At 63.4% G+C, this 22,486-nt stretch carries 23 protein-coding genes and 1 pseudogene; 16 read left to right on the top strand and 8 right to left on the bottom strand.

Features of this window, described 5'->3' with window-relative positions:
• Positions 1–11 precede the first annotated feature (11 nt).
• The 4 genes from QRN54_RS11545 to cydC are packed head-to-tail and all read left to right on the top strand — an operon-like array spanning position 12 to position 5,989.
• Complete coding sequence (locus tag QRN54_RS11545) at positions 12–1,511, top strand: cytochrome ubiquinol oxidase subunit I (protein ID WP_003939875.1); 1,500 nt, start codon at positions 12–14, stop codon at positions 1,509–1,511.
• Between the two features lie 9 nt (positions 1,512–1,520).
• Positions 1,521–2,564 carry a cytochrome d ubiquinol oxidase subunit II gene (cydB, locus tag QRN54_RS11540; protein ID WP_003939727.1) on the top strand — a complete coding sequence of 348 codons (1,044 nt, stop codon included), beginning with the start codon at positions 1,521–1,523 and terminating at the stop codon, positions 2,562–2,564.
• Positions 2,565–2,622: 58 nt separating this feature from the next.
• Complete coding sequence (gene cydD / locus QRN54_RS11535) at positions 2,623–4,311, top strand: thiol reductant ABC exporter subunit CydD (RefSeq protein WP_285182046.1); 1,689 nt, start codon at positions 2,623–2,625, stop codon at positions 4,309–4,311.
• Positions 4,301–5,989: a thiol reductant ABC exporter subunit CydC gene (gene cydC, locus QRN54_RS11530; protein ID WP_285182045.1), complete on the top strand. Its 1,689-nt coding sequence runs from the start codon at positions 4,301–4,303 to the stop codon at positions 5,987–5,989. The genes cydD and cydC overlap by 11 nt, the downstream gene beginning before the upstream one ends.
• 233 nt (positions 5,990–6,222) lie before the next feature.
• Here the strand turns inward: cydC and QRN54_RS11525 are convergent.
• The 8 genes and pseudogenes from QRN54_RS11525 to QRN54_RS11495 form a co-directional block, all read right to left on the bottom strand.
• Positions 6,223–7,263 (bottom strand): annotated as a pseudogene (locus QRN54_RS11525) (hypothetical protein).
• A 144-nt stretch (positions 7,264–7,407) separates the two neighbouring features.
• Positions 7,408–8,046, bottom strand: coding sequence for a heme-binding beta-barrel domain-containing protein (locus QRN54_RS11520; protein WP_039973378.1), 639 nt, complete (start codon positions 8,044–8,046; stop codon positions 7,408–7,410).
• 258 nt (positions 8,047–8,304) lie between these two features.
• Positions 8,305–8,610, bottom strand: coding sequence for a DUF1416 domain-containing protein (locus QRN54_RS11515; RefSeq protein WP_003939797.1), 306 nt, complete (start codon positions 8,608–8,610; stop codon positions 8,305–8,307).
• Between the two features lie 2 nt (positions 8,611–8,612).
• Complete coding sequence (locus QRN54_RS11510; RefSeq protein WP_003939859.1) at positions 8,613–9,446, bottom strand: sulfurtransferase; 834 nt, start codon at positions 9,444–9,446, stop codon at positions 8,613–8,615.
• A 74-nt stretch (positions 9,447–9,520) separates the two neighbouring features.
• Positions 9,521–9,991 carry a DUF4395 domain-containing protein gene (locus tag QRN54_RS11505; RefSeq protein WP_003940408.1) on the bottom strand — a complete coding sequence of 157 codons (471 nt, stop codon included), beginning with the start codon at positions 9,989–9,991 and terminating at the stop codon, positions 9,521–9,523.
• Between the two features lie 131 nt (positions 9,992–10,122).
• Positions 10,123–10,209, bottom strand: a complete 87-nt coding sequence (locus QRN54_RS33595; protein ID WP_350318872.1) for a putative leader peptide — start codon at positions 10,207–10,209, stop codon at positions 10,123–10,125.
• A 10-nt stretch (positions 10,210–10,219) separates the two neighbouring features.
• Positions 10,220–10,696: a thioredoxin family protein gene (locus QRN54_RS11500; RefSeq protein ID WP_050654782.1), complete on the bottom strand. Its 477-nt coding sequence runs from the start codon at positions 10,694–10,696 to the stop codon at positions 10,220–10,222.
• Positions 10,693–11,472, bottom strand: a complete 780-nt coding sequence (locus QRN54_RS11495; RefSeq protein WP_003939847.1) for an LmeA family phospholipid-binding protein — start codon at positions 11,470–11,472, stop codon at positions 10,693–10,695. Before QRN54_RS11495 ends, QRN54_RS11500 begins: the two co-directional genes overlap by 4 nt.
• 141 nt (positions 11,473–11,613) lie before the next feature.
• On the opposite strand from QRN54_RS11495, the gene QRN54_RS11490 reads away from it, so the two are divergent.
• The 12 genes from QRN54_RS11490 to QRN54_RS11435 all read left to right on the top strand — a co-directional run bounded on the left by QRN54_RS11490 (position 11,614) and on the right by QRN54_RS11435 (position 22,403).
• Positions 11,614–12,366 (top strand): winged helix-turn-helix transcriptional regulator, encoded by a 753-nt coding sequence (locus QRN54_RS11490; protein ID WP_003939728.1) that lies wholly within the window; start codon positions 11,614–11,616, stop codon positions 12,364–12,366.
• Between the two features lies 1 nt (position 12,367).
• The gene (mshD, locus tag QRN54_RS11485) at positions 12,368–13,267 is read left to right on the top strand and encodes a mycothiol synthase (protein WP_285182044.1); all 900 of its coding nucleotides are present in this window, start codon (positions 12,368–12,370) and stop codon (positions 13,265–13,267) included.
• Positions 13,268–13,460: 193 nt separating this feature from the next.
• Positions 13,461–14,579, top strand: a complete 1,119-nt coding sequence (gene pstS / locus QRN54_RS11480; RefSeq protein WP_003940482.1) for a phosphate ABC transporter substrate-binding protein PstS — start codon at positions 13,461–13,463, stop codon at positions 14,577–14,579.
• Between the two features lie 62 nt (positions 14,580–14,641).
• Complete coding sequence (gene pstC / locus QRN54_RS11475; protein WP_007733846.1) at positions 14,642–15,733, top strand: phosphate ABC transporter permease subunit PstC; 1,092 nt, start codon at positions 14,642–14,644, stop codon at positions 15,731–15,733.
• Positions 15,734–15,736: 3 nt separating this feature from the next.
• Positions 15,737–16,645: a phosphate ABC transporter permease PstA gene (gene pstA / locus QRN54_RS11470; protein ID WP_003940100.1), complete on the top strand. Its 909-nt coding sequence runs from the start codon at positions 15,737–15,739 to the stop codon at positions 16,643–16,645.
• A 58-nt stretch (positions 16,646–16,703) separates the two neighbouring features.
• Positions 16,704–17,480 (top strand): phosphate ABC transporter ATP-binding protein PstB, encoded by a 777-nt coding sequence (pstB, locus tag QRN54_RS11465; protein ID WP_003939968.1) that lies wholly within the window; start codon positions 16,704–16,706, stop codon positions 17,478–17,480.
• A 280-nt stretch (positions 17,481–17,760) separates the two neighbouring features.
• The gene (ureA, locus tag QRN54_RS11460) at positions 17,761–18,063 is read left to right on the top strand and encodes an urease subunit gamma (protein WP_003939800.1); all 303 of its coding nucleotides are present in this window, start codon (positions 17,761–17,763) and stop codon (positions 18,061–18,063) included.
• Positions 18,060–18,530: an urease subunit beta gene (gene ureB, locus QRN54_RS33590; protein WP_007733849.1), complete on the top strand. Its 471-nt coding sequence runs from the start codon at positions 18,060–18,062 to the stop codon at positions 18,528–18,530. The genes ureA and ureB overlap by 4 nt, the downstream gene beginning before the upstream one ends.
• The gene (locus QRN54_RS11450; RefSeq protein WP_083056792.1) at positions 18,527–20,236 is read left to right on the top strand and encodes an urease subunit alpha; all 1,710 of its coding nucleotides are present in this window, start codon (positions 18,527–18,529) and stop codon (positions 20,234–20,236) included. The genes ureB and QRN54_RS11450 overlap by 4 nt, the downstream gene beginning before the upstream one ends.
• 4 nt (positions 20,237–20,240) lie before the next feature.
• On the top strand, positions 20,241–20,930 hold the full coding sequence (locus tag QRN54_RS11445) for an urease accessory protein UreF (RefSeq protein ID WP_007733855.1): 690 nt from the start codon (positions 20,241–20,243) through the stop codon (positions 20,928–20,930).
• On the top strand, positions 20,923–21,666 hold the full coding sequence (gene ureG / locus QRN54_RS11440) for an urease accessory protein UreG (protein WP_003939705.1): 744 nt from the start codon (positions 20,923–20,925) through the stop codon (positions 21,664–21,666). The genes QRN54_RS11445 and ureG overlap by 8 nt, the downstream gene beginning before the upstream one ends.
• The gene (locus tag QRN54_RS11435) at positions 21,666–22,403 is read left to right on the top strand and encodes an urease accessory protein UreD (protein WP_232329909.1); all 738 of its coding nucleotides are present in this window, start codon (positions 21,666–21,668) and stop codon (positions 22,401–22,403) included. Before ureG ends, QRN54_RS11435 begins: the two co-directional genes overlap by 1 nt.
• The last annotated feature ends 83 nt before the right edge of the window (positions 22,404–22,486 follow it).

Genomic DNA, 22,486 nt, shown 5'->3' with positions numbered 1-22,486 from the left:
CGGAGTAGCCAATGGATACTTTGGACGTCTCCAGGTGGCAGTTCGGTATCACTACCGTCTACCACTTCATCCTTGTTCCGCTGACCATCGGACTTGCGCCGATGATCGCGATCATGCAGACGATGTGGGTGGTCACCAAAAAGGACCACTGGTATCGGCTCACCAAGTTCTTCGGCAAGCTTTTCCTCATCAACTTCGCACTCGGTGTAGCCACCGGCATCGTGCAGGAGTTCCAGTTCGGCATGAACTGGAGCGAGTACTCGCGATTCGTCGGTGACGTCTTCGGAGCTCCGCTCGCATTGGAAGGCCTTGTCGCCTTCTTCATGGAGTCCGTCTTCATCGGACTCTGGATCTTCGGTTGGGGCAGGCTGCCCAAACTTGTACACCTGGCGTGCATTTGGCTCGTGGCGATTGGCGTCAACGCGTCGGCGTTCTTCATCATCGCGGCCAACTCGTTCATGCAGCATCCGGTCGGTGCGACGTACAACCCTGAAACGGGTCGTGCCGAGCTCACCAGTATCTGGGAGCTGCTGACCAACAACACCGCTCTCGCTGCCTTCCCGCACGCGGTTGCCGGCGCCTTCCTGACGGCGGCGACGTTTGTTGCCGGCATCAGTGGTTGGTGGATGGTGCGGAACATGCGCCGCGCCAAGCAGGCTGAGGCCGCCGAAGCCGAACGCCTCGAGTCCGACGCGCGCACGATGTACCGTCCGGCAACACGATTCGCGTTGCTCGTCATGATCGTGGCCGGAATCGGAATCATCTACACCGGTGACGTCCAAGGCAAGCTCATGTTCCAGCAGCAACCCATGAAGATGGCGTCGGCGGAATCGCTGTGCGACACCGAGATGGATCCGGACTTCTCGATCCTCACTATCGGCACTCACAACAACTGTGACAGCGTGACGCACGTTCTGAAGGTGCCGTTCGTTCTTCCATGGTTGGCCGAGGGCAAGTTCACCGGCGTCGAACTGCAAGGCGTGAACCAACTGCAGGAGCAGGCGGAGCAGGACTTCGGACCGGGTAACTACCGACCGAATCTCTTTGTCACGTACTGGTCTTTCCGCGCCATGATCGGCCTCGCCGCCGGTTCGGCAGCACTGGCTCTCGCGGGACTGTGGGTCACTCGTAAGGGGCGGGTCCCGGACCAGAAGTGGTTCGGAATACTCAGCCTGGTCGCGATCCCCACTCCGTTCATGGCGAACAGCGCCGGTTGGATTTTCACCGAGATGGGCCGTCAGCCCTGGGTGGTGCATCCCAACCCGACCGGCGTCGACATGATCAGACTTACTGTCGACCAAGGTGTTTCGGACCACGCGTCGGCTACCGTCTGGGCTTCGCTGATCACCTTCACCCTGCTGTACGGAGCGCTGGGAGTCGTCTGGTTCAAGCTGATCGTGCGGTACGCGAAGGAAGGCCCGTTGGAGCACGACATGCATCCACCAGGCGATGCAGATCATGACGAGCCGGAAGATCCGGACAAGCCCAAACAACTGTCGTTCGCGTACTAGGAGGCGATCATGGGACTTCAAGAAGTATGGTTCGTGCTCGTCGCAGTACTGTTCATCGGGTACTTCGTCCTCGAAGGGTTCGACTTCGGTGTCGGGATGCTCATGCCGATCGTCGGCAGAGGCAGTGACCTCCCGGCCGATACGCGTCGACGGGTGGCGCTCAACACGATCGGCCCGGTGTGGGACGGCAACGAAGTGTGGCTGATCACCGCCGGTGGCGCGATGTTCGCGGCATTCCCGGAGTGGTACGCGACGTTGTTCTCCGGGTTCTATCTACCGCTGCTGATCATCCTGGTGGCCTTGATCGTTCGTATCTGTGCCATCGAATGGCGAAGCAAGATCGACGACGACAAATGGCGTCAGCGTTGCGACTGGGGCATCATCTTCGGCTCCTGGGTCCCGGCAGTTCTCTGGGGCGTGGCTTTCGCGAACATCGTTCGGGGCGTGGCGATCAACGCCGACAAGCAGGTCGAGTCGGGATTCTTCGATCTGCTCAATCCGTACGCGCTGCTCGGCGGTCTGACCACCGCGCTGGTGTTCGCTCTCCACGGCGCAGTGTTCCTGGCACTCAAGAGTGCCGACGAGGTTCGTGAAGACGCCGTGAAAATTGCCGCACGACTGGCAATTCCGGCTATTCCGGTCGCCGGCGGATTCGTCCTCTGGACGCAACTCGCCTACGGCAAGGGATGGACGTGGATTCTGGTAGCCGCCGCTGCTGCCGCACTGATCGGCGTCGTCTTCCTGACGCGGGCCGAGCGCGAAGGCTGGGCTTTCGTTCTCACCTGTGTGGCCGTCATCGCCACTGTCGTGCTGCTGTTCGCCTCGCTGTTCCCGAACGTCATGCCGTCGACGCTTGATCCGGCGTACAGCCTGACCATCGAGAACGCGTCGTCGAGTCCGTACACGCTCAAGGTGATGACGTGGGCCGCGGCATTCATGACACCGGTGGTGATCATCTACCAGGGCTGGACGTACTGGGTGTTCCGACAGCGCATCTCCTCCAAGCAGATTCCGGCGTCGATCGGTCTCCGATTCAAGGAGAAGACGTGGTAGTCACGAACCCTGAATCACGACACATTCGAAACACGAAAGAACTGACGGTCGAATTCACGTGACAATCGAAGTAGGCGACGCTCCCACCACTCGGGAGCGTCGCCGGGGGCCGATCGACCCGCGGCTGTGGCGACATTCCGCTTCTGCGCGCGGCTACCTGATCCTGACTGTTGCTCTGTCGATGGTGAACGTCGTGATGGTCATCGTCGCGGCGCTCATGATCGGCCGGGTGCTGGCCGGAGTGATCACCACTCGAACTGTGGATGTTTCCTCGTGGACAACCGAATTGGTTGTTCTCGCCGCAGCTGTGGCGGTCCGAGTTCTGGGGACCTGGCTGCAGACCAGGTATGCGCACCGGGCGTCGACTCGCGTCGTTGCCGAGATCAAGAACGGCGTGCTGACGTCGGCGACGGCGATGAGTCCTCGCGATCTGGATCCGCGGCGTGACGAGATCGCGACCGTGGTCACCCGAGGTGTCGACGGCCTTGGTCCGTACCTGACGGGATACCTTCCGGCCCTGGTCTTGTCGGTGACGCTGACACCCATCACCCTGATAGTCATTGCGGTGCAGGACATGACGTCTGCGGTCATCATCTTCGTGACGCTGCCGCTGATCCCCATCTTCATGATTCTGATCGGCCTGCTGACAAAGGGTAAGTCGGAGAAGACGCTGGCAGCGATGACCACGTTGTCTTCGCAACTGCTCGATCTCCTTGCCGGTTTGCCGACGCTGCGGGCGCTCGGTCGTCAGCAAGGTCCTGCCGAGCGCGTCCGTGAACTCGGTGACGCTCATCGGCGAACGACGATGTCAGCTCTCCGCGTCGCGTTCCTGTCCTCGATGGTGCTGGAACTGCTCGCAACGCTCTGCGTCGCGTTGGTGGCCGTGAGTATCGGCTTGCGACTGGTGTACGGCGACATGTCACTCGAGCCGGGGATAGTCGCGTTGATCCTCGCCCCCGAGGTGTACCTGCCACTTCGGATGGTGGGAACCCAGTTCCACGCCGCCGAGGACGGAATGGCGGCAGCCGACAAGGCATTCGAGGTTATCGAGGCGGATTCTGCCGCGCCGGAGGGTGGTAGCACGACGGTGGTCGCTCGAGGCGCCGACATCGTCTTCGGCGGACTCGGTGTGGCCTCTCGTGGGGGAGTCGCACCGTCTCGACTTTCCGCCGTGGCATCGCCAGGGGCGATCACCGTGCTCACCGGTCCCAACGGCTGCGGCAAGTCGACGGCAGTGCACGCGCTGCTCGGGTTGATCGAACCGAGCAGTGGGCGTGTGACGGTCGCCGGCGTCGATGTCCGAGACCTGGACGAGCACGCGTGGTGGAGTCAGTTGGCCTGGCTTCCCCAGCATCCGGTCCTCCTACCCGGCACCGTTCGTGAAAATCTCGATCTCACCGGGGTCGTCGATGCGCAAGCACTGACCCACGCCGCTGCTGCGACGGGATTCGACGCGGTACTGGCCGAGCTGCCTGCGGGCGTCGAGACCGTGATCGGCGTCGGCGGTACAGGTCTGTCTTTGGGGCAGCGGCAACGGCTGGCACTGACACGCGTGCTTGCCTCGGACCGCGCAGTTCTTGTCCTGGACGAACCCACCGCTCACCTCGACTCGGATTCGGAAGGGACAGTGTTGGCTTCTCTGAGAGCACGGGCGGAGCGTGGCGACACCGTTGTCGTGATCGGCCACCGTCCGAGTGTGCTTGCCGCAGCTGACCGGATCGTCGAGGTGCGCGCTCATGAGAAGTGACGCTCACGATCCGCTTCTGCGTGCTCTGCGGCTACTGGAACTTCGGCCACGACGCGTACTGACGGCGGTAGCGGCGGGTGTGGCAACACTCGGTAGCGCACTCGCCTTGGCCGCGCTGTCCGCATGGTTGATCACGCGTGCTTGGGAGATGCCCCCCGTTCTCGATCTCAGTGTTGCGGTAGTTGCCGTACGCGCATTGGGAATCTCACGTGGTGTCTTCCGCTATCTCGAACGATTGACGACGCACGACGTCGCGTTGCGCGGAACCACCGCGGCGCGATCGAGGATCTACCAGCAGTTGGCCGCAGGAGATCCCGCGGCAGCAGCCGGACTACGACGCGGTGACCTGCTCTCACGTACGGGCGCCGACGTGGATGCACTGGGCGACGTCGTCGTCAAAGCACTGATCCCGATTGCGGTCTCGATTGTCCTCGCGTTTGCTGCGGTGGGAATCCTGTTGTTCATCTCGGTTCCGGCCGCGCTCATCCTGGCTGTTGCGCTGGCGGTGTCCGGGATCGCGGCACCCTGGCTGTCGGCTCGTGCTGCTCGACTCGCCGAGGCCGACAGTTCTGCTGCCGCAGCGCGATTCAGTGAGTCCGCGGTGACCGCCCTCGACCATTCCGCCGAGCTCCGGGTATCGGGTCGCTTGGATCAGGCGGTGAGCGAGGCTGTGTCCGCCGAGAACGATGTGGTCGACGCAACCGATCGCGCGGCGGTCCCGAGTGCCTTTGCCGCCGCTGCCACGCCCCTGGCAATCGGAGTGAGCGTCCTCGGTGCCCTGCTGATCGGAATTACGCTGTACGGAACCACCGAGATGTCACCGATGTCCATGGGAATCCTTGTACTGCTTCCGCTGTCGGCTTTCGAGGGAACCGCGATACTGCCCAGCGCGGCGGTGGCATTGACCAAGGCGCGGCTGGCGTCGGCACGCATCATGGCGGTACTCGATCGAGCCGACGCCGAACACGTTGAAGGAAATCGTGCGTGGCCGGAGGACGGGGTCCTGAGTGTGCACGCGTTGCGGGCGGGTTGGCCCGGGGGAAAGGTGACCGAACCGCTGTCGGTGGATCTTCCTCGCGGTGCTCGTGTTGCCGTCGTCGGCGAGAGCGGATCCGGAAAGACCACTGCGCTGATGACGATGGCGGGACTGCTGCCGCCCGTCGCGGGAACAGTTCGTGTTGACTCGGTGGACGTTTCGGATATCGATCCGGCCGAGCTGCGTCGGCACGTGGGGTACTTCGCCGAGGACGCACACCTCTTCGAGACGTCGGTACTCGAGAACCTGCGCGTTGCGCGGGGTGACCTCACCGCCGAGGACGCGGAGAAGGCACTTGCCGCAGTTAGTCTCGGCGACTGGTTGTCGGAACTGCCGGAAGGGCTCGATACCTACCTGGTCGGCGGTATGCGAGCGGTTTCGGGCGGTGAGCGTCGTCGGTTGCTGTTGGCACGCGCGATCGTCTCGCCTGCGGAGGTGCTGCTGCTCGACGAGCCGACCGAGCACATGGACGCGGAGGCGGGCGATCAGTTGCTCCGCGAGTTGCTCAGTCGTGACGCAACGCTGGTCGATTCTTCGCGAACCGTTGTTGTCGTCACCCACCAACTTCCGGACGGCACAGCAGCTGACCAGGTGATATGCGTCGGAAAAGTTTCTGTGGAAAATACGTTGCCGTCATCGTGAAGTGGGCGTACTTTCTCCTGTACACAAGGAAGGAGGTGGTCTGAAATTGAAGTACAGACGGACGCGTGAGGTGGCTGCCAGCTAGCCGCAATCGCTGATGGAATTCACTTACCGCGTGAGCGGCCGGCGAATCCCAGGCAGCCACCCGACCCCCGAGCCCCCGATCAGTCCGACCGGGATCCGCGCGAAAGCGTGGGTGTGGCTCGGGGGTCGCTTCGTGCCGTGCGCCTTTATCAACCCCCGGCGGTTAATAAAGGCGCACAGCGTGGACAAGGATTAGGCCCCCACCATCCACCGCGCTCGAGGATCGCTCTGACCTCGGCTGCAGTTCGGCACGAGGCCCCCTCCACCTCCTCCCAACCGAAGACCAGTGTGGCGTTGCCTGACAGTTCGGATGCGTTTCCTCGCCGACGATCACGCAGTGCAGTCGCTCGAGAAGAGTGGAAGGCAAAATCCGTCGAGTCGAACGATCAGTGCGACACCGCAATTGCGGTAGTCGACGTCCTCGTAGAGAGTTCTCCCATCGACGAGGACCGGCGATTGCCGTCGTGCTTCCGGCAAACCGTGTGCTCGCTCGACCTCGATTGCGTAGCGATGCTCGAGTACCGACTGGACACCGCGATCCAACAGGTCCAATGTCGAGGACAGCGCTTTGACATATCGCCTCGGCCGGCGGCATTCCATTCGGGTGCGCAATTCCATCCGTGACACTTTGCACGCCGTGGCGGAGCGAACCAGAGAACGAGCGGCGTCGCGAGCCGACGGCTCTGCAACCGCCAGGTCAATTGCGGTGTCGGCCAGCGAAGTACGAGCAGGCTGAGTGGCAACGCCGATGTGGGCCTGAGCGCGTGAACGATGAACGATCACTCCGGGATGGGCAGTGGACCACCCCAACGGAACGGGGCGCGCCGGGGAGCGTTCGGGTCTGACCGTCGGACTCTGACAGCGCGAGGATCTGCCGTATCGGACCGTGATGTGGACCGGCAGTTCGGACTCGATGTGCGTGAGTCCCCACTCTTCAGCTGCCGTCCGGTGACTCAGGTAGGTCTCTCCGCCGCCGAACAGCAGTGCGGCCTCGAGAATCATTGCTCGGTTGAGTGGGCCGTTGGTGCTGGATTGAACGCCGTGGAGGACGGAAGTCCATTACCCGATTCGACCAGATGTTGGATGCGCCGCGGTGAATAGCCGAAAGGGCGTAGTTGTTTATTGGTCGCGAGTCCGTGTTGGAAGTCGAAGAGTCTTCGGAGATCAGGATCGATGTAGTCGCAGCTCATGCGAATACCGTGAGATCGCGGTCCGACAGGAATCGGTCGAAACTGCCGCTCCAGAGCCCGCCTGTGGAATTTGTCGGTGCCTGTGGATAAATCTGCTGTGCGCCTTTATTAACCGCCGGGGGTTAATAAAGGCGCACAGCAGAGCTAGCCGATGTAGCGGGTGAGGCGGGCCGAGAGACGCGGTTCCAGGCCACCGTCAGACATGATCCGCTCTTCGACGTACGCGAGGTCGCCGCCTTCGACGATGCCGTACAGACGCTTCGCGCCGCCGTACAGTGCACCGGACTGGCTGCGGATCACCACGTCGGTGGCAAGTTCCCACGACGCTTGGGTGAGTGCGCGCCCGTAGTACATTTCGACGACACCGGAGCTGTGGCTGAGCAGGAGTTCGACCACTTCCTGGTTGACGCTGCCCGGGATGCCGTCGCCGCCCATGCGCCAGTAACCGCTCTCGCGCAGATCGGGGCTCACGTACTTGCCCTCGGCGTCGAGGCGCCAGGACCGGGACTCCCAATTGAGGTACGGGCCGCCGTCGTGCGAGATGACGATCTGCTGACCGAAGGCGTAGTCGCCGTTCTCGTCGTGTCCTTCACCTTCGCCGCGCCAGACACCGACGAGGGGGAGAAGCGCGAGGAGTTCGGGATTGATGTCCGGGCCGAGGCGCAGGTTTGCGGTGTCCTCCGGCAACGGAAGGTCCGGCAGGGTCGGAATGTTGAGCGACGCCGTCGACTTGGAGCGCTCGACGGCGATGGCGACAGCTTCGTCCCCGCTGCCGCGCCTCACGGCACCTGCAGCGGCGGAATCGTCAGCGGTCGCGTCGGAGCCTGACTCCGGAGCCTGACTCACGACTCGTCGGTGACCAAGCGGTACACGACGTACACGGAGAACCAAGCGATCATGACGGATGCGAGTGCGAGGAGTACCTCGAAGAAAATGACCACGGGTACATCTTAGACCGCGGCGACCGACCGGAAAAATCGGGAGCCGGAATGCAGAAGGCCCCGCACCGGAGGGGTGCGGGGCCGCCTGACAAAGCAGGAATTACTTGCTGACGGTCACGTCCACGTTGTGCACGCCCGAGCCCTCGGGAGCGACGGTGGAGGTGCCGTTGCCCGAGCTGGACAGTGCACGCACGGTCCACTCGCCCGGAGCGGCGAAGAAGCGGAAATCGCCGGTTCCCGATGCCACGACCTCGGCCGTGAACTCTCCGGAGCCGTCGAGCAGACGCACGAATGCGCCGCCGATGGGCTGGCCGTCAGCTGCGAGAACGCGGCCGGTGATGACCGTTTCCTTCTCGACGTCGACGCCGGCAGGCAGGGTCTGGCCCTGGGTAGGTGCTCCACACATGATCAGGCTCCCAATTCGATCGGTGCGCCGACGAGTGAGCCGTATTCGACCCAGCTGCCGTCGTAGTTCTTGACGTTGTTCTTGCCGAGGATCTCCTGCAGGACGAACCAGGTGTGGCTCGAACGCTCGCCGATGCGGCAGTAGGCGATCGTTTCCTTGGTGTCGTCGAAGCCCTTTTCCGCGTACAGCTTGGCGAGGTCGTCGTCCGACTTGAAGGTGCCGTCCTCGTTGGCGGTGGTGCTCCACGGGATGTTGATGGCTCCGGGGACGTGGCCACGCTGCTGCGCCTGCTCCTGCGGAAGGTGGGCGGGAGCGAGGATCTTGCCGGAGAACTCGTCAGGGCTACGAACGTCGACGAGGTTCTTGCTGCCGATGGCGTCGATGACCTCGTCGCGGAATGCGCGGATCGAGAAGTCGGGGGTCTCGGCCTTGTACTGCGTGGCTTCGCGGTTGACTGCGTCCTTGGAGAGCGGGCGTCCGTCGAGTTCCCACTTCTTGCGGCCGCCGTCGATCAGCTTGATGTCCTGGTGGCCGTACAGCTTGAAGTACCAGTACGCGTAAGCGGCGAACCAGTTGTTGTTGCCACCGTAGAGAACGACGGTGTCGTCGTTCGCAATGCCTTTGGCGGAGAGCAGATCCGAGAACTGCTCCTGGTTCAGGAAGTCGCGTCGGACGCCGTCCTGGAGGTCCTTGCGCCAGTCGAGCTTGACTGCACCCTCGATGTGGCCGCCGTCGTATGCGCTGGTGTCCTCGTCCACCTCGACAAAAACGGTCTTGGGGGTGTTGAGGTTCTGCTCAGCCCAGTCAGCGGAGACTAGGACGTCGGAGCGAGCCATGGTGTTCCTTTCGATGTGGTCTTGCATCGGTCGTTATCTAGCAGGGGTTCAGCAGGGTTGTGGGGCAAGCGTTTTCACGCGGTGGTAGCGCGGCCGGTATTTCGCAGCCTTGCGACGAGTGGATAGATCTGGCAGCCGAGGCAGATGCCGAACGCGGCGTTGAGCAGGGCCGCGAACAAGGCGAAGCCGGTGGCAACGGTGCCGACGATCGTCGACCCGGCCAGGAAACCGACCGTGCCTGCCAATGCGAAGACGAAGCCGACGAACTGCGCGAAGCGCAGCGGCGCTACGGGTTCGCGTTCGCTGACCGGCGAGAGTCGCGGGGCGACGAGCTTGCCGAAGATCTGGCCGTACGGGCTGCGCTTGGGGCCGAGTACCGCTCCGACCGCGAAGACGATGGCCTGTAGTGCGAGAACGACGGTGGCGGCGGGCAGTGAGAAGGTCGAGAGGATGAGCGTGAGTACGAGAACGCCGGTGGTGACCCACGCGGCGAATCGAGGTCCGCGGACGTCGACCTGCTCGAGCTGGGGTGTGGTTGTGGACATCGGGAGTGCTCCTGCGCTGGATTGCATGATGCTGTGCCTGGACCGAGAAAACGGGACGTCAAAGTCCCACTCGGTGGATTGATCACGTGAGCGAAAGCTCGAAGGTCAGAGAGATCTGACGGATGAGGTGATCAGCAACAGGTACAGCAACAGCCCCCGAGGCGGCACAGGTCTACTGCGCGGCGTCGGGTGAGCATCAGCTCGTGGCGGGTTTGCACGTCGGCGAGTTTACCCCGAATTCTCGGATTTTGGCTCGTGGGGTCCGGATAGTGGTACGAGTGCAGCTTTCAGATCGGCTGCGGATGGCACTCCGGACACCCGGAACTGTTCCTCCAGGCCACCGTCGAGGATGAAGGTGGTGGGCAGCGAGAGGACACTCATCTCGCGTGCCAGAGCCGGTTCCTTGTCGATGTCGAGCTCGATCTCCACCGGCGGACGGGGAGCGTCGGCCATCGAGATCACGACCTGACCGACGACGCGGCGTACTGCCGCGCACGGTCCGCACCAGTCGGCAGAGAAATGCAGTACGACGGGTCCGCCGTTCGGCGAAGAGACTCCAGCAGTGCGGAGCAGTTCGAGGCGACTGTCCGCCGCGCCGGTCGCGGCCGGCGTGGTGACTCGGACCTTTCCGTTGCGCGACTTGAGAAAGAGCCCGACCGCGACGACGGCGACCAGCGCGACCAGCAGAATTGTGATCCCGGTCATCGGTTCTGCAGCTCTGCGAGATCGATCGTCGTGTTTTCGGCGCTGCCTTCGATCACGATTCTTCCGCCTTCCGCGTAGACCAGGCTCGGCTGAATTCCGTAGGGAAGTGCCTGCGGATCGATCGTGTAGCTGAACAAGCCGAGGACGACGGGTTCGAGTGCTGCGGGGATCGAGAAATCGGCTTTGCCCTCCGGACCGAAGTACAGATTGCTGGCGACGATCTTGACCTGCCCACCTTCCAGAACGAGGTTGGCCTGCACGCTCACTGCAGTCTCGACCGGACCGACGGCAACCGTTCCCGTCAGCACGACGGCGCCCGCGGTGCTCGCTCCGGTTCCGCCGCTGCCCCCGGTGCCATCCGACTTGTTGGCCGGCGGCGAAGATACCTGCAGGTCAGGGATATTGAGCAGCTTTCCGAGGTCGGTGGCGTTGATTCCCATCCGGCCGTCGAGTTTGTCGACGGGGAGTTGGGTGACATTGCCGTTCACGATGTCGGAGAAGGGAACGGTGACCCCGCGCAGATCGGCCTCGACGGTCACTTCGCCCACCACGTCGCTCTGGACGCCGGTAGCTCTGACGTAGACGTCCTTGTATTTCCCGCCGAGTGCCTGGGTGAGGAAGGGGAACCCGTTGAAGGTGACCTCCGGATCCGACTCGAGTGATGCGCCGGTTCGGAGCTCGCGGGAAACCCGGTACTCGGCGTACGCGGCCGCGCCGAAATCGGCCACCAGTCCGAGGCCGAGGAGAAAGACGATGCCGATGATCAGTTTGCGCACCGCACCATTGTGACGGACTCCGGTCGGGGTTCGATGCGACGGCCCCGGTACCAGGCACGCTAATGTAGGGACCGACCAAAAGCGTCGAACTACTCGAGCGTTGCCCTCACGGGTTGCGCGGGCTACTAGATAGGAGGCCGTGTGGAACTGCTCCTCCTCACCTCCGACCCCAACCCGGAAGCTGTACTACCGGCGTTGGCGTTGCTGGCGCACTCGGTTCGGCCTGCCCCCACAGAGGTTTCCTCGCTACTCGAGGCAAGTTCCGCGGACGTGGCATTGGTGGATGCGCGCACCGATCTGGCTGCCGCACGCGGGTTGTGTCGATTGCTCGGAAGCACAGGATCCGCAGTACCTGTGGTCGCCGTCCTCACCGAAGGCGGACTCGTTGCCGTCAACGCCGACTGGGGGTTGGACGACATCCTGCTTCCCGGTACCGGTCCGGCTGAGGTGGACGCCCGATTGCGGTTGTTGGTCGCCCGCAGCGGCGGTGTGGCCAGTCCGGAAGCGTCGGGAAAGATCACGCTGGGCGAACTGGTTATCGACGAGGGGACGTACACGGCACGACTGCGTGGACGGCCCCTTGATTTGACTTACAAGGAATTCGAGCTGCTCAAGTACCTCGCGCAGCACGCCGGACGGGTATTCACCCGGGCGCAGCTGCTGCAGGAAGTGTGGGGCTACGACTTCTTCGGCGGCACCAGGACGGTCGACGTCCACGTGCGTCGTCTGCGGGCGAAACTCGGCACCGAATACGAGTCCTTGATCGGTACAGTCCGAAATGTCGGATATAAGGCAGTGCGTCCGACCAGGGCCAAGGGTGGCGCAGCTGCTCCCGTTCAGTTCGAGGACGACGAGGACGTCGACTACGACGCGGCCGACGGATCGGTGGTCTGACGTGGGTTGGACAGATTCACTGCCGGCTGGATTCGCCGAGCAGGTTTCCGCGCTTCTCGATCGCGCAACCGAGTTCGACGGCAAGGCGCCCGTGTCGGAACAGGGGCGCCATGCCGTTGCCGGGCGCGGTGCCGCGCGACACTTCCTCGAACTCGACGGCGATGCAATCGTCGGTTATGCGCAGCTGCAAGCCGGTTCGGACGAGCATCCCGACATGGCCGAGTTGGTGGTCGACCCGCAGGCGCGGCGCCGCGGCATCGGAACCAGGCTTGCCGCAGCGGTATTCGACGAGGGCCGGCCGGGCACGCGTGTCTGGGCGCACGGAAACGTCGACGCCGCAGTCGAATTCGCCAAGAGCCTCGATCTGGTCAGCGTCCGTGAACTCCTGCAGCTGCGTCGACCGCTCGATGCTCCGCAGCTTCCGGAAATCGTTGTGCCCGAAGGTGTGACGATTCGGACGTATCGTGGACCCGAAGACGATTCCGAGATCCTTCGCGTCAACAATGCGGCCTTCTCCTGGCATCCCGAGCAGGGTGGCTGGACCCAGGCGGAGATCGACGAGAGAACGGCCGAAGGTTGGTTCGACCCTGCTGGTCTGTTCATGGCGTTCGCGGACACCGATCCCGATACTCTTCTCGGCTTTCACTGGACCAAGGTGCACGCACCCGAAGGTGACGATCCGGAGCTGGGGGAGGTGTACGTCGTGGGGATCGATCCCGCGGCGCAGGGACGCGGCCTCGGCCGAGTGCTGACTCTCGCGGGCATGCATTACCTGCGTGATCGCGGCCTCGGAACCGTCCTTCTGTACGTCGAAGGCGACAACACGGCCGCCCTCCACACGTACGAACGACTCGGCTTCGATCGCTTCCACGTGGACATGGCTTACGCTCGCGCGCTCTGACGTCACAGTCGGACACGCAGAAATGTCCAGTCTGTTCATTCTCCGTTAACCATGTGTGGTCCAGCCGGACACCGCGCCCGCCTACTTTTCTCTGTGGGCAGCGCCGTGTTGCCTGATGCAGATTTCAATCATTCTGCGTCTCATGTCGCCGCCCGATCGTGGGCGTGGCGGTAGCGATTTCCGGAGGATCTTGGTGAATCTCAAGCGCAGTGGTGCCCTGCTCGGTGTAGTGGCCGTGGGCGCCATGACCTTGGCCGCATGTGGCAGCGACAACAACTCGTCGTCGACGGGTGTGGACGCGTCCGCATCGAACGCAACGTGCGAAGGCAAGAGCAACCTCTCTGCCGCTGGTTCCTCGGCACAGAAGAACGCCATGGACCAGTTCGTCGCCACTTACATCTCCGTGTGCCAGGAAAAGGGCAAGACGGTCAACGTCGCGTACAACCCCAGCGGTTCGGGCGACGGTCGTACACAGTTCATCGCCGGCCAGATCGACTTCGCCGGCTCCGACTCGGCCATCAAGGACGAGCAGGCCGACAAGGCCAAGGAGCGTTGCGTCGGCGGCGAAGCCTGGAACCTTCCCCTCGTCTTCGGCCCGATCGCAGTTGCATACAACCTCGACGGCGTCGACAAGCTCGTTCTCAACGCAGAGGTTCTCGCGAAGATCTTCAACGGCGGCATCACCAAGTGGAACGATCCGGCAATCGCCGCGCTCAACTCCGGTGCATCGCTTCCCGACGAGAAGATCACCACCGTGATCCGCTCCGATTCCTCGGGTACCACCGACAACTTCCAGAAGTACCTCGACGCGGCATCGAACGGTGCTTGGACGTCGGGCGCAGGGTCCGACTTCACCGGTGGCGTCGGTGAGGGCGCCAAGGGTTCGGCGGGCGTTGCACAGGCAGTTGCCACGGCACCGGGTTCGATCACCTACGTCGAGAAGTCGTTCGCCGATCAGAACAAGCTCTCGGTTGCCGAAATCAACACCGGCTCCGAGGCAGTCGCACTGACCAACGACACGGCCGCGAAGTCGATCGCAGGCGCGAAGTTCAAGTCCGACGCAACCGGCGACCTGACGCTCGACCTCGCGTCGATCTTCAAGACCAACGAAGCCGGCGCCTACCCGCTGGTTCTCGCCACGTACTCGATCGTCTGCTCCAAGGGCTACGACGCGGACACCTCCGCAGCAGTGAAGTCGTTCCTGACGAGCGCGGCCAACGAGGGTCAGGCCAACCTGGCCGAGCAGGGTTACGTCCCGCTGCCGTCCAACGTCCAGGATCGCCTCAACGCGTCCATCACGGCAATCAGCTGACCTAGAGACTCGTGCGGACAAGCTCATGGATCTACATTCAGACGTGAAGGAAGTGAGCGCGCATGAGTGACGCGCCCATCACCTCGACATCTCGTTCTCCCGGCCCCGCAACCAGCGGGGCCGGGGTGGGCGGTCCGAACGGCACCACGGAGGACACGATTACTTCCACCAAGGCTCCAGAAACCGAGCATCCTCCGAAGGGTGACGGTCCGGGTAGCGGCAACAGCAAGACGGTGACCCGTCCGGGTGACCGCATCTTCAGCTCGCTCGCCTCCGGTTCGGCAATCTTCATCACGGTTGTCATCGCGGCGATCGGCGCGTTCCTGATCTGGCGTGCTGTTCCTGCTTTGAGCCGGAACCAGGTCAACTTCCTGACCAGCCGTGAATGGGTCACGCAGAACATCAACGCGATGGCGTTCGGTGTCCTCGATCTTTTCCAGGTCACGGTGTTGGTCTCGCTGTTCGCACTGGTGCTCGCGATGCCGATCGCACTGGGCATTGCGATCTTCCTGACTTCGTACTCACCCAAGTGGCTCACGCGGCCACTGTCGTACACGATCGACCTTCTGGCAGCTGTGCCGTCCATCGTCTACGGCCTGTGGGGACTTCTCGTCTTCGCTCCGGCGATCACCCCGGTCGCGGTGTGGCTCAACGACACTCTCGGCTGGTTCCCGCTCTTCGCCGACGGCAGCGGATCGATCACCGGCGGCGGCACCATCTTCACCGCAGGCATCGTCCTCGCCGTGATGATCCTTCCGGTCATCACCGCAGTGACCCGCGAGGTGTTCATCCAGACCCCGCGATCACAGATCGAAGCCGCACTCGCCCTCGGCGCCACGCGCTGGGAAGTTGTGCGCACCACGGTCATCCCGTTCGGTAAGTCCGGCTACATCAGCGGCTCGATGCTCGGTCTCGGACGCGCACTCGGTGAGACGATGGCGCTCTACCTGATCCTGCGCACCACCTCTCAGGCCTTCGGCTGGTCGCTGTTCGACGGCGGCTCGACCATCGCCTCCAAGATCGCCCTCGGCTACGCGGAGTTCAACAACGACATCCAGGCAGGCGCGTACATCGCGGCCGGACTGGTGCTGTTCGTACTGACCTTCGTCGTCAACGCGGCTGCCCGCGCAGTGATCGCCGGAAAGAAGGACTGACCCATGACCTCCACTCTGGACCGGCCGGTCAAGGCCCCCACTTTCCAAGGCGTCGGCGCTCGTCGTCGTGCCAAGGACGTCATCGCGACCATCCTGGTGAGCCTGGCAGTCGTCATCGCGCTCATCCCGTTGGTCTGGGTGCTCTTCACGGTCATCGCCAAGGGCCTGCCCGCTCTGACGTCGCCTACCTGGTTCACCAACTCGCTGAGCGGATTGACGGCGTCGGCCGACGGCGGCGGTATCTATCACGCCTTGATCGGCACCCTGCTGCAAGGCATCGTGTGCGCGGTCTTCTCCATCCCGCTCGGTATCTTCGTCGCGATCTACCTGGTGGAGTACGCCGACCGGAAGTCGAAGCTGGGCAAGCTGACCACGTTCATGGTCGACATCCTCAGCGGTGTTCCGTCGATCGTGGCTGCGCTGTTCATCTACGCCCTGTGGATCGCGACCTTCGGCTTCCCCAAGTCCGCGTTTGCGGTGTCACTGGCTCTGGTCCTTCTGATGGTCCCGGTCGTCATCCGCTCCACCGAGGAAATGCTGCGCATCGTCCCGATGGATCTGCGAGAGGCGTCGTACGCGCTCGGTGTGCCGAAGTGGAAGACCATCTCGAAAATCGTTCTGCCGACGGCACTTCCCGGCATCATCACCGGCGTCATGCTGGCGCTGGCCCGCGTGCTCGGTGAGACCGCACCGCTGCTGATCCTCGTCGGCTACGCACCGTTCATCAACTTCGACCTGTTCAACGGCGAAATGGGCACACTGCCTTCCGTCATGGTCGCCGAGATGAACAACCCCACCGACGCCGGCACCAACCGCATCTGGGGCGCAGCACTGACCCTGATCCTGCTGATCGCGATCCTCAACATCGTCGCGAAGCTGATCGGTCACTTCTCACAGGTCAGAAGTAAGTGATGCGGCCTCGGAACATGTTCGTACTCAACAGCGTCAACAACTCAGTAGGGAGCCGGTAATGGCCAAGCGTCTGGATCTCAAGGACGTCAACATCTACTACGGCAAGTTCCACGCCGTCGCCGATGTGGGCCTGTCCGTCCCGCCCCGGAGCGTCACCGCCTTCATCGGCCCGTCCGGTTGCGGCAAGTCCACCGTTCTTCGTTCACTCAACCGCATGCACGAAGTGATTCCCGGTGCGCGCGTCGAGGGTTCGGTGCTGCTCGACGGCGAGGACATCTACGGCTCGAACGTCGATCCGGTCGGTGTTCGCAAGACCATCGGCATGGTGTTCCAGCGACCCAACCCCTTCCCGACCATGTCCATCAAGGACAACGTCGTCGCGGGCTTGAAGTTGCAGGGCGAGCGCAGCAAGAAGAAGCTCGACGAGGTGGCCGAGCGTTCGCTGCGCGGTGCCAACCTGTGGAACGAGGTCAAGGATCGCCTCGACAAGCCCGGTGGCGGCCTCTCAGGCGGTCAGCAGCAGCGTCTGTGCATCGCGCGTGCCATCGCGGTCTCGCCCGACGTCCTGCTCATGGACGAGCCGTGCTCCGCGCTCGACCCGATCTCGACTCTCGCGATCGAAGACCTGATCACCGAGCTGAAGAAGGACTTCACGATCGTCATCGTCACGCACAACATGCAGCAGGCTGCGCGTGTGAGTGACCAGACGGCATTCTTCAACCTCGAGGCAACCGGCAAGCCCGGTCAGCTCGTCGAGATCGACGACACCGAGAAGATCTTCTCGAACCCGACGCAGAAGGCCACCGAGGACTACATCTCCGGCCGCTTCGGATAGGTCCCGGGATCAACCCTGCACGATCATGTTTCACCCCCGTTTCCAACAGGAGACGGGGGTGAAACTTTTTGGTTGTGGTGATAGTTCCCACTCCGGTGCGCAGAGCTGAGCGTCGTTGGGCGCCCGAATAATTCGATGAGCAGCGCAAGTGCGCCGAGTGGGCGCTGAAGTAGCCGACGACGTGAATCTCGTGGATACTGACGACGCTTCGGACAATGCTAATCTCGGCCCGACAGCACGCTGTCGATCGATGTCGTTTCACAACCGGAAGGGCTTGTCAGTGCACCTCACCCCTTCAGATACCGAAAAGCTGCTCCTGAGCGTCGCGGGCATGGTCGCCCGTGACCGCCGCGAGCGCGGGGTACTGCTGAACTACCCCGAAGCGATGGCACTGATCTCGTGCTGGATTCTCGAGCGCGCGCGTGACGGAATGACGGTTGCGGAACTGATGAACGCCGGTCGGCAAGTGCTCACCCGCGACGACGTGATGGAAGGGGTACCCGAGATGATTGCAAACGTCCAGGTGGAGGCCACTTTCCCGGACGGTCGCAAGCTGGTCACCGTGACGGAGCCCATTCGATGATTCCCGGCGAGGTACGTGTGTCCACCGAACCGCTCGAGTTCGGCACGGACGCGGAGAAGATCACGATGGTCGTCGTCAACGACGGCGATCGCCCCATTCAGATCGGTTCACATCTCCACCTTCCCGCGGCCAACCCGGCGTTGACCTTCGATCGCGAAGCGGCAGACGGCTTCCGGCTCGACATCCCCTCGGGAACGTCGGTTCGGTTCGAACCCGGGGTCAGCAGAACGGTGACCCTGATCGCGCTCGGCGGACTCAAAAGGGTTCCGGGCCTGCAGATCGTGCCGGACGAAGACCTACCGACACATGCGCGCGAGCCCAAGACCGTCATGCCCTTCGGCACGCCCGGCGTCGAGGTCGAAGAACCTTTGCGAGCGTCCTCGGTGAACGTGCGAGTGAGTGATGTTCCAGTCGAGGCGGATTCACCGGACGACGCCGCGACGACAGTTGAGAGGACAGCCGAATGAGCAGGATCGATCGACGCGGCTACGCCTCCCTGTACGGCCCGACCGCAGGCGACCAGATCCGTTTGGCCGACACAGATCTGTGGATCGAGATCGAGCACGACTACACCGCGACCGGCGACGAGATGGTCTTCGGCGGCGGTAAGAGCATCCGCGAGTCGATGGGCCAGGGCCTGACCACTCGCGACCAGGGTGCTCTCGACGTCGTCATCACCAACACGGTGATTCTCGATCACTGGGGAATCGTCCGGGCAGACGTGGGAATTCGCGACGGACGCATCGTTGCGATCGGCAAGTCCGGTAACCCCGACATCATGGATGGCGTACACCCCAAGTTGCTCATCGGGCCGAGCACCGACGTGATCGCCGGCGAGGGAAAGATCCTCACCGCGGGTGCGATCGACACTCACGTGCACTTCCTCAGTGAAATCGAGATGATGGAGGCGCTCGCGACCGGTACGACGACGGTGGCGGGCGGCGGAACGGGCCCAACCGAGGGAAGCAAGGCAACCACCGTCACACCCGGCGCCTGGTCGTTGACGATGATGCACCGCGCCCTCGACCACATCCCGCTCAACGTTCTTCTCCTCGGCAAGGGCAGCACCGTCAGCCATGAGGCCATGCGTCAGGAAGCTCTCGCCGGCGCAGGCGGATTCAAGGTCCACGAGGACTGGGGTTCCACTCCGGCTGCGATCGACGCAGCTCTGCGCGCAGCCGACGAGTTCGGCCTCCAGGTAGCGCTGCACGCCGACAGCCTCAACGAAACCGGTTACGTACAGCACACTTTGGATGCGATCGCCGGACGCGGGATCCACGTGTTCCATGCGGAAGGCGCCGGCGGCGGGCACGCACCGGACATCATCGTGACGGCAGGTGAGCCGAACGTTCTTCCGGCATCGACCAATCCGACGTTGCCGCATACCGTCAACACGGTTGCCGAGCACCTCGACATGCTCATCGTGTGTCATGCGCTCAATCCCCGGGTTCCGGAGGATCTTGCCTTTGCCGAGTCCCGGATCCGGCCGACAACGATTGCAGCAGAAGACTTTCTGCACGACATCGGAGCCATCTCGATCACCTCGTCCGACGCCCAGGCGATGGGCCGTATCGGTGAGGTGACCCTGCGGACATGGCAGGTGGCTCACGTCATGAAGGCCCAGTACGGCAAGCTGGGCACCAGCATGCCGGCCGACAACGAGCGTGCGCGGCGTTACGTCGCCAAGTACACGATCTGCCCCGCGGTGGCGCACGGTATCGATCACGAGATCGGCTCGGTCGAGGCAGGGAAGATGGCGGACCTGGTGCTGTGGGATCCCGCGTTCTTCGGAGTCCGTCCTTCTGCCGTGATCAAGGGCGGGGCGATAGTTGCTGCGCCGCTTGGTGATCCGAATGCTGCTATCCCGACCCCGCAGCCGGTGTTCGTTCGCCCGGCCATCGCGGCGACTCCGGGATCGGCCCCGCACCTGTCCACGACGTTCGTCTCTCCGATGGCCATCGAGGACGGTCTGGCCGATCGTCTCGGTCTCACCCGCACCCTTACCGGTGTTCGTCCGACGAGACACCTCTCCAAGGCGGACATGCCGAACAACACGGCGCTGCCGTCCATCGACGTCGATCCGGAGACGTTTGCCATCAAGGTCAACGGCGACCTGATCGCGCCCAACCCCGTTGACGTAGTGCCGATGGCTCAGCGCTACATGCTGTTCTGAAACCATGTCGATCGAGACGGCGTCTGCCGAGATAGCATCGATGCTCTTGGCAGACGGGCGTCTGCCTACCGGCGGTCACGCGCACTCGTCGGGGTTGGAACCGGCACTGGCGGGCGGACTCCTGCAGAGTCAGGTCCCTGACTTCATTCGCGGTCGACTCGAAACAGTCGGACTTGTCGAGGCCGCTTCAACGGTGGTCACGCGCCGCTGGGCCGTAAGTGAGGGTAGTGCAGGCGAACTCGAGGACATCTCGAGGGAACTGCTCGCTCGGACTCCCAGCGCACCGCTGCGTGAGGCGTCGATTCAGCTCGGCCGTGGGCTGGCGAGACTGGCGTCGCGATTGTGGCCGCAGCACCCCGCGGTGCAGATGCTCATGGCGCTGCCTGGGCATCCGATGCGTCCGCTCGCGTTGGGCGTCTTCACGGCGGTCTCCGGGATGGACGACCTACAGGCAGCCAGATCTTGTTTGTACGACGACGCCCAAACGGTGGCGTCGGCGGCATTGAAGCTACTGCCGGTGGATCCGGCAGAACCGGTCGAATGGTTGCTCCGAGCAGCCCCGACCATCGAAACCGTCGCCGCGGCTGCCGTAGCCGTCGAGGGCGTCGCAGATATACCCGCAACAACAGGGCCGTTGGTCGAACAATGGTCACTCGAACACCACGCTCGATCCAGGAGGATTTTCCGTGCTTGACAACCTGAACAACACCACCACTGCTGCAAGAGGTTTGAGGCTCGGCGTTGCCGGCCCCGTCGGCACCGGCAAAAGCACCCTCATCGCCACCATCTGCCGCGAACTCGCGGCGGAGTACGAGATCGCGGTGGTCACCAACGACATCTACACCGACGAGGACGCGCGACTGTTGCGCGCGGCCAACGTTCTGCCGATCGAGCGCATCGTCGCAGTCGAGACCGGTGCGTGCCCGCACACGGCTATTCGTGACGACGTCACGCCGAACCTCATTGCGGTCGAAGACCTCGAGCGTCAGTTCCATCCCCTCGACATGGTGATCGTGGAAAGCGGCGGTGACAACCTGACCGCCACGTTCAGCCCGGCACTGGTCGACGCCCAGATCTTCTGCATCGACGTCGCGGGCGGCGGAGACGTCGCACGCAAGGGCGGTCCCGGAATCGAGCGGGCAGATCTGTTGGTGGTCAACAAGATCGACCTGGCCCCGTACGTCGACGTCGACGCGGTCCAGATGGTTGCCGATGCCACGGCCGCGCGTGACGGACTTCCCGTTCTCGCGCTCAGCCAGAAGGATCACTCAACGATCGACCAGCTCAGTGCGTGGCTCCGCCAGGTCATCGCATCTCATCGCGCGGGTAGTCACACCCCGCAGGATCCGGGGCCGATGGCGCCGCACTTCCATGCCGATGAAGAAGACCACGGTCACGGTCACGGGCACAGCCACTCTCACGCTCACTGATGCGCACTGGAGCTACGCGGGTCGTCGTCGAGAGAGTGGGTGACACCGCTGTTGCGCGAGAGCTGATCTCGGGCGACTTCCTGGCCCCGCGGTTCGTCGACGCTCGCGGGCTCACCGTGCGAATTGCCCTGGTAGGGCACAGCGCAACGCTGTTGGCCGGCGACGACCTGCGTATCGAGTTCGTGGTCGCACCCGGTACGTGTCTCGAGGTGATCGAGCCGTCCGGGACCGTCGCGTACAACGCACGCGGTGGCCGGGCGTCGTGGTCGGCTTCGGCGAGCGTCGGTGCCGGTGCGGCGCTGATCTGGCGTGCGGCACCGTTTGTCGTCGCCGGCGGCGCGGATGTGACCAGGCGCGTGGATATTTCACTGGAATCCGATGCCGTTGCGCTGCTCGACGAGATGATCGTATTCGGCCGGACCGGCGAAACCGGCGGTGCGCTTCGCTCGGATCAGCGCATTACCGTCGACGGTGACGCGCTGCTCGTGGAAACTCTCGACCTGCGTAGCGTTCCTGGCCGTTCGCTGCCGGGAATTCTCGGTGGCCATCGCGTGCTCGGTACGACCATGCTGTTGGGGATGAAGACTACCGACGACGTCGAAGGGCACGTGACGCCGCTGGCGGGAGCAGGGATGCTGGCACGGGCCGTTGCCGATCACGCACATGAGGCGAGCGCAGCGTTGGATCCGATCTGGTCGCAGTGGCGTGGGCGAGTTTCGCAGGAGTACACCGACTGATTCGCCCTACCGTCACACTTCGGGAGGCTGCGTCGTCCAGTATGTGACCAGGCCGAAGAGAGCCGGGCGCACAGGTTTGACGG

This window comes from Rhodococcus sp. MEB032, from assembly GCF_030208925.1.
GTDB classification, from domain to species: domain Bacteria; phylum Actinomycetota; class Actinomycetes; order Mycobacteriales; family Mycobacteriaceae; genus Rhodococcus_F; species Rhodococcus_F qingshengii.
This window is presented reverse-complemented; position numbering and strand designations above follow the sequence as displayed.

Excerpts from the sequence above, each read along its gene's own strand:
- QRN54_RS11545 (WP_003939875.1), top strand. The coding sequence starts at position 12 with ATGGATACTTTGGACGTCTCCAGGTGGCAGTTCGGTATCACTACCGTC.
- cydB (WP_003939727.1), top strand. The coding sequence starts at position 1,521 with ATGGGACTTCAAGAAGTATGGTTCGTGCTCGTCGCAGTACTGTTCATC.
- cydC (WP_285182045.1), top strand. The coding sequence starts at position 4,301 with ATGAGAAGTGACGCTCACGATCCGCTTCTGCGTGCTCTGCGGCTACTG.
- QRN54_RS11515 (WP_003939797.1), bottom strand. The coding sequence starts at position 8,610 with ATGTGTGGAGCACCTACCCAGGGCCAGACCCTGCCTGCCGGCGTCGAC.
- QRN54_RS11510 (WP_003939859.1), bottom strand. The coding sequence starts at position 9,446 with ATGGCTCGCTCCGACGTCCTAGTCTCCGCTGACTGGGCTGAGCAGAAC.
- QRN54_RS11505 (WP_003940408.1), bottom strand. The coding sequence starts at position 9,991 with ATGTCCACAACCACACCCCAGCTCGAGCAGGTCGACGTCCGCGGACCT.
- QRN54_RS11500 (WP_050654782.1), bottom strand. The coding sequence starts at position 10,696 with ATGACCGGGATCACAATTCTGCTGGTCGCGCTGGTCGCCGTCGTCGCG.
- pstC (WP_007733846.1), top strand. The coding sequence starts at position 14,642 with ATGAGTGACGCGCCCATCACCTCGACATCTCGTTCTCCCGGCCCCGCA.
- pstA (WP_003940100.1), top strand. The coding sequence starts at position 15,737 with ATGACCTCCACTCTGGACCGGCCGGTCAAGGCCCCCACTTTCCAAGGC.
- pstB (WP_003939968.1), top strand. The coding sequence starts at position 16,704 with ATGGCCAAGCGTCTGGATCTCAAGGACGTCAACATCTACTACGGCAAG.
- ureB (WP_007733849.1), top strand. The coding sequence starts at position 18,060 with ATGATTCCCGGCGAGGTACGTGTGTCCACCGAACCGCTCGAGTTCGGC.
- QRN54_RS11450 (WP_083056792.1), top strand. The coding sequence starts at position 18,527 with ATGAGCAGGATCGATCGACGCGGCTACGCCTCCCTGTACGGCCCGACC.
- QRN54_RS11445 (WP_007733855.1), top strand. The coding sequence starts at position 20,241 with ATGTCGATCGAGACGGCGTCTGCCGAGATAGCATCGATGCTCTTGGCA.
- QRN54_RS11435 (WP_232329909.1), top strand. The coding sequence starts at position 21,666 with ATGCGCACTGGAGCTACGCGGGTCGTCGTCGAGAGAGTGGGTGACACC.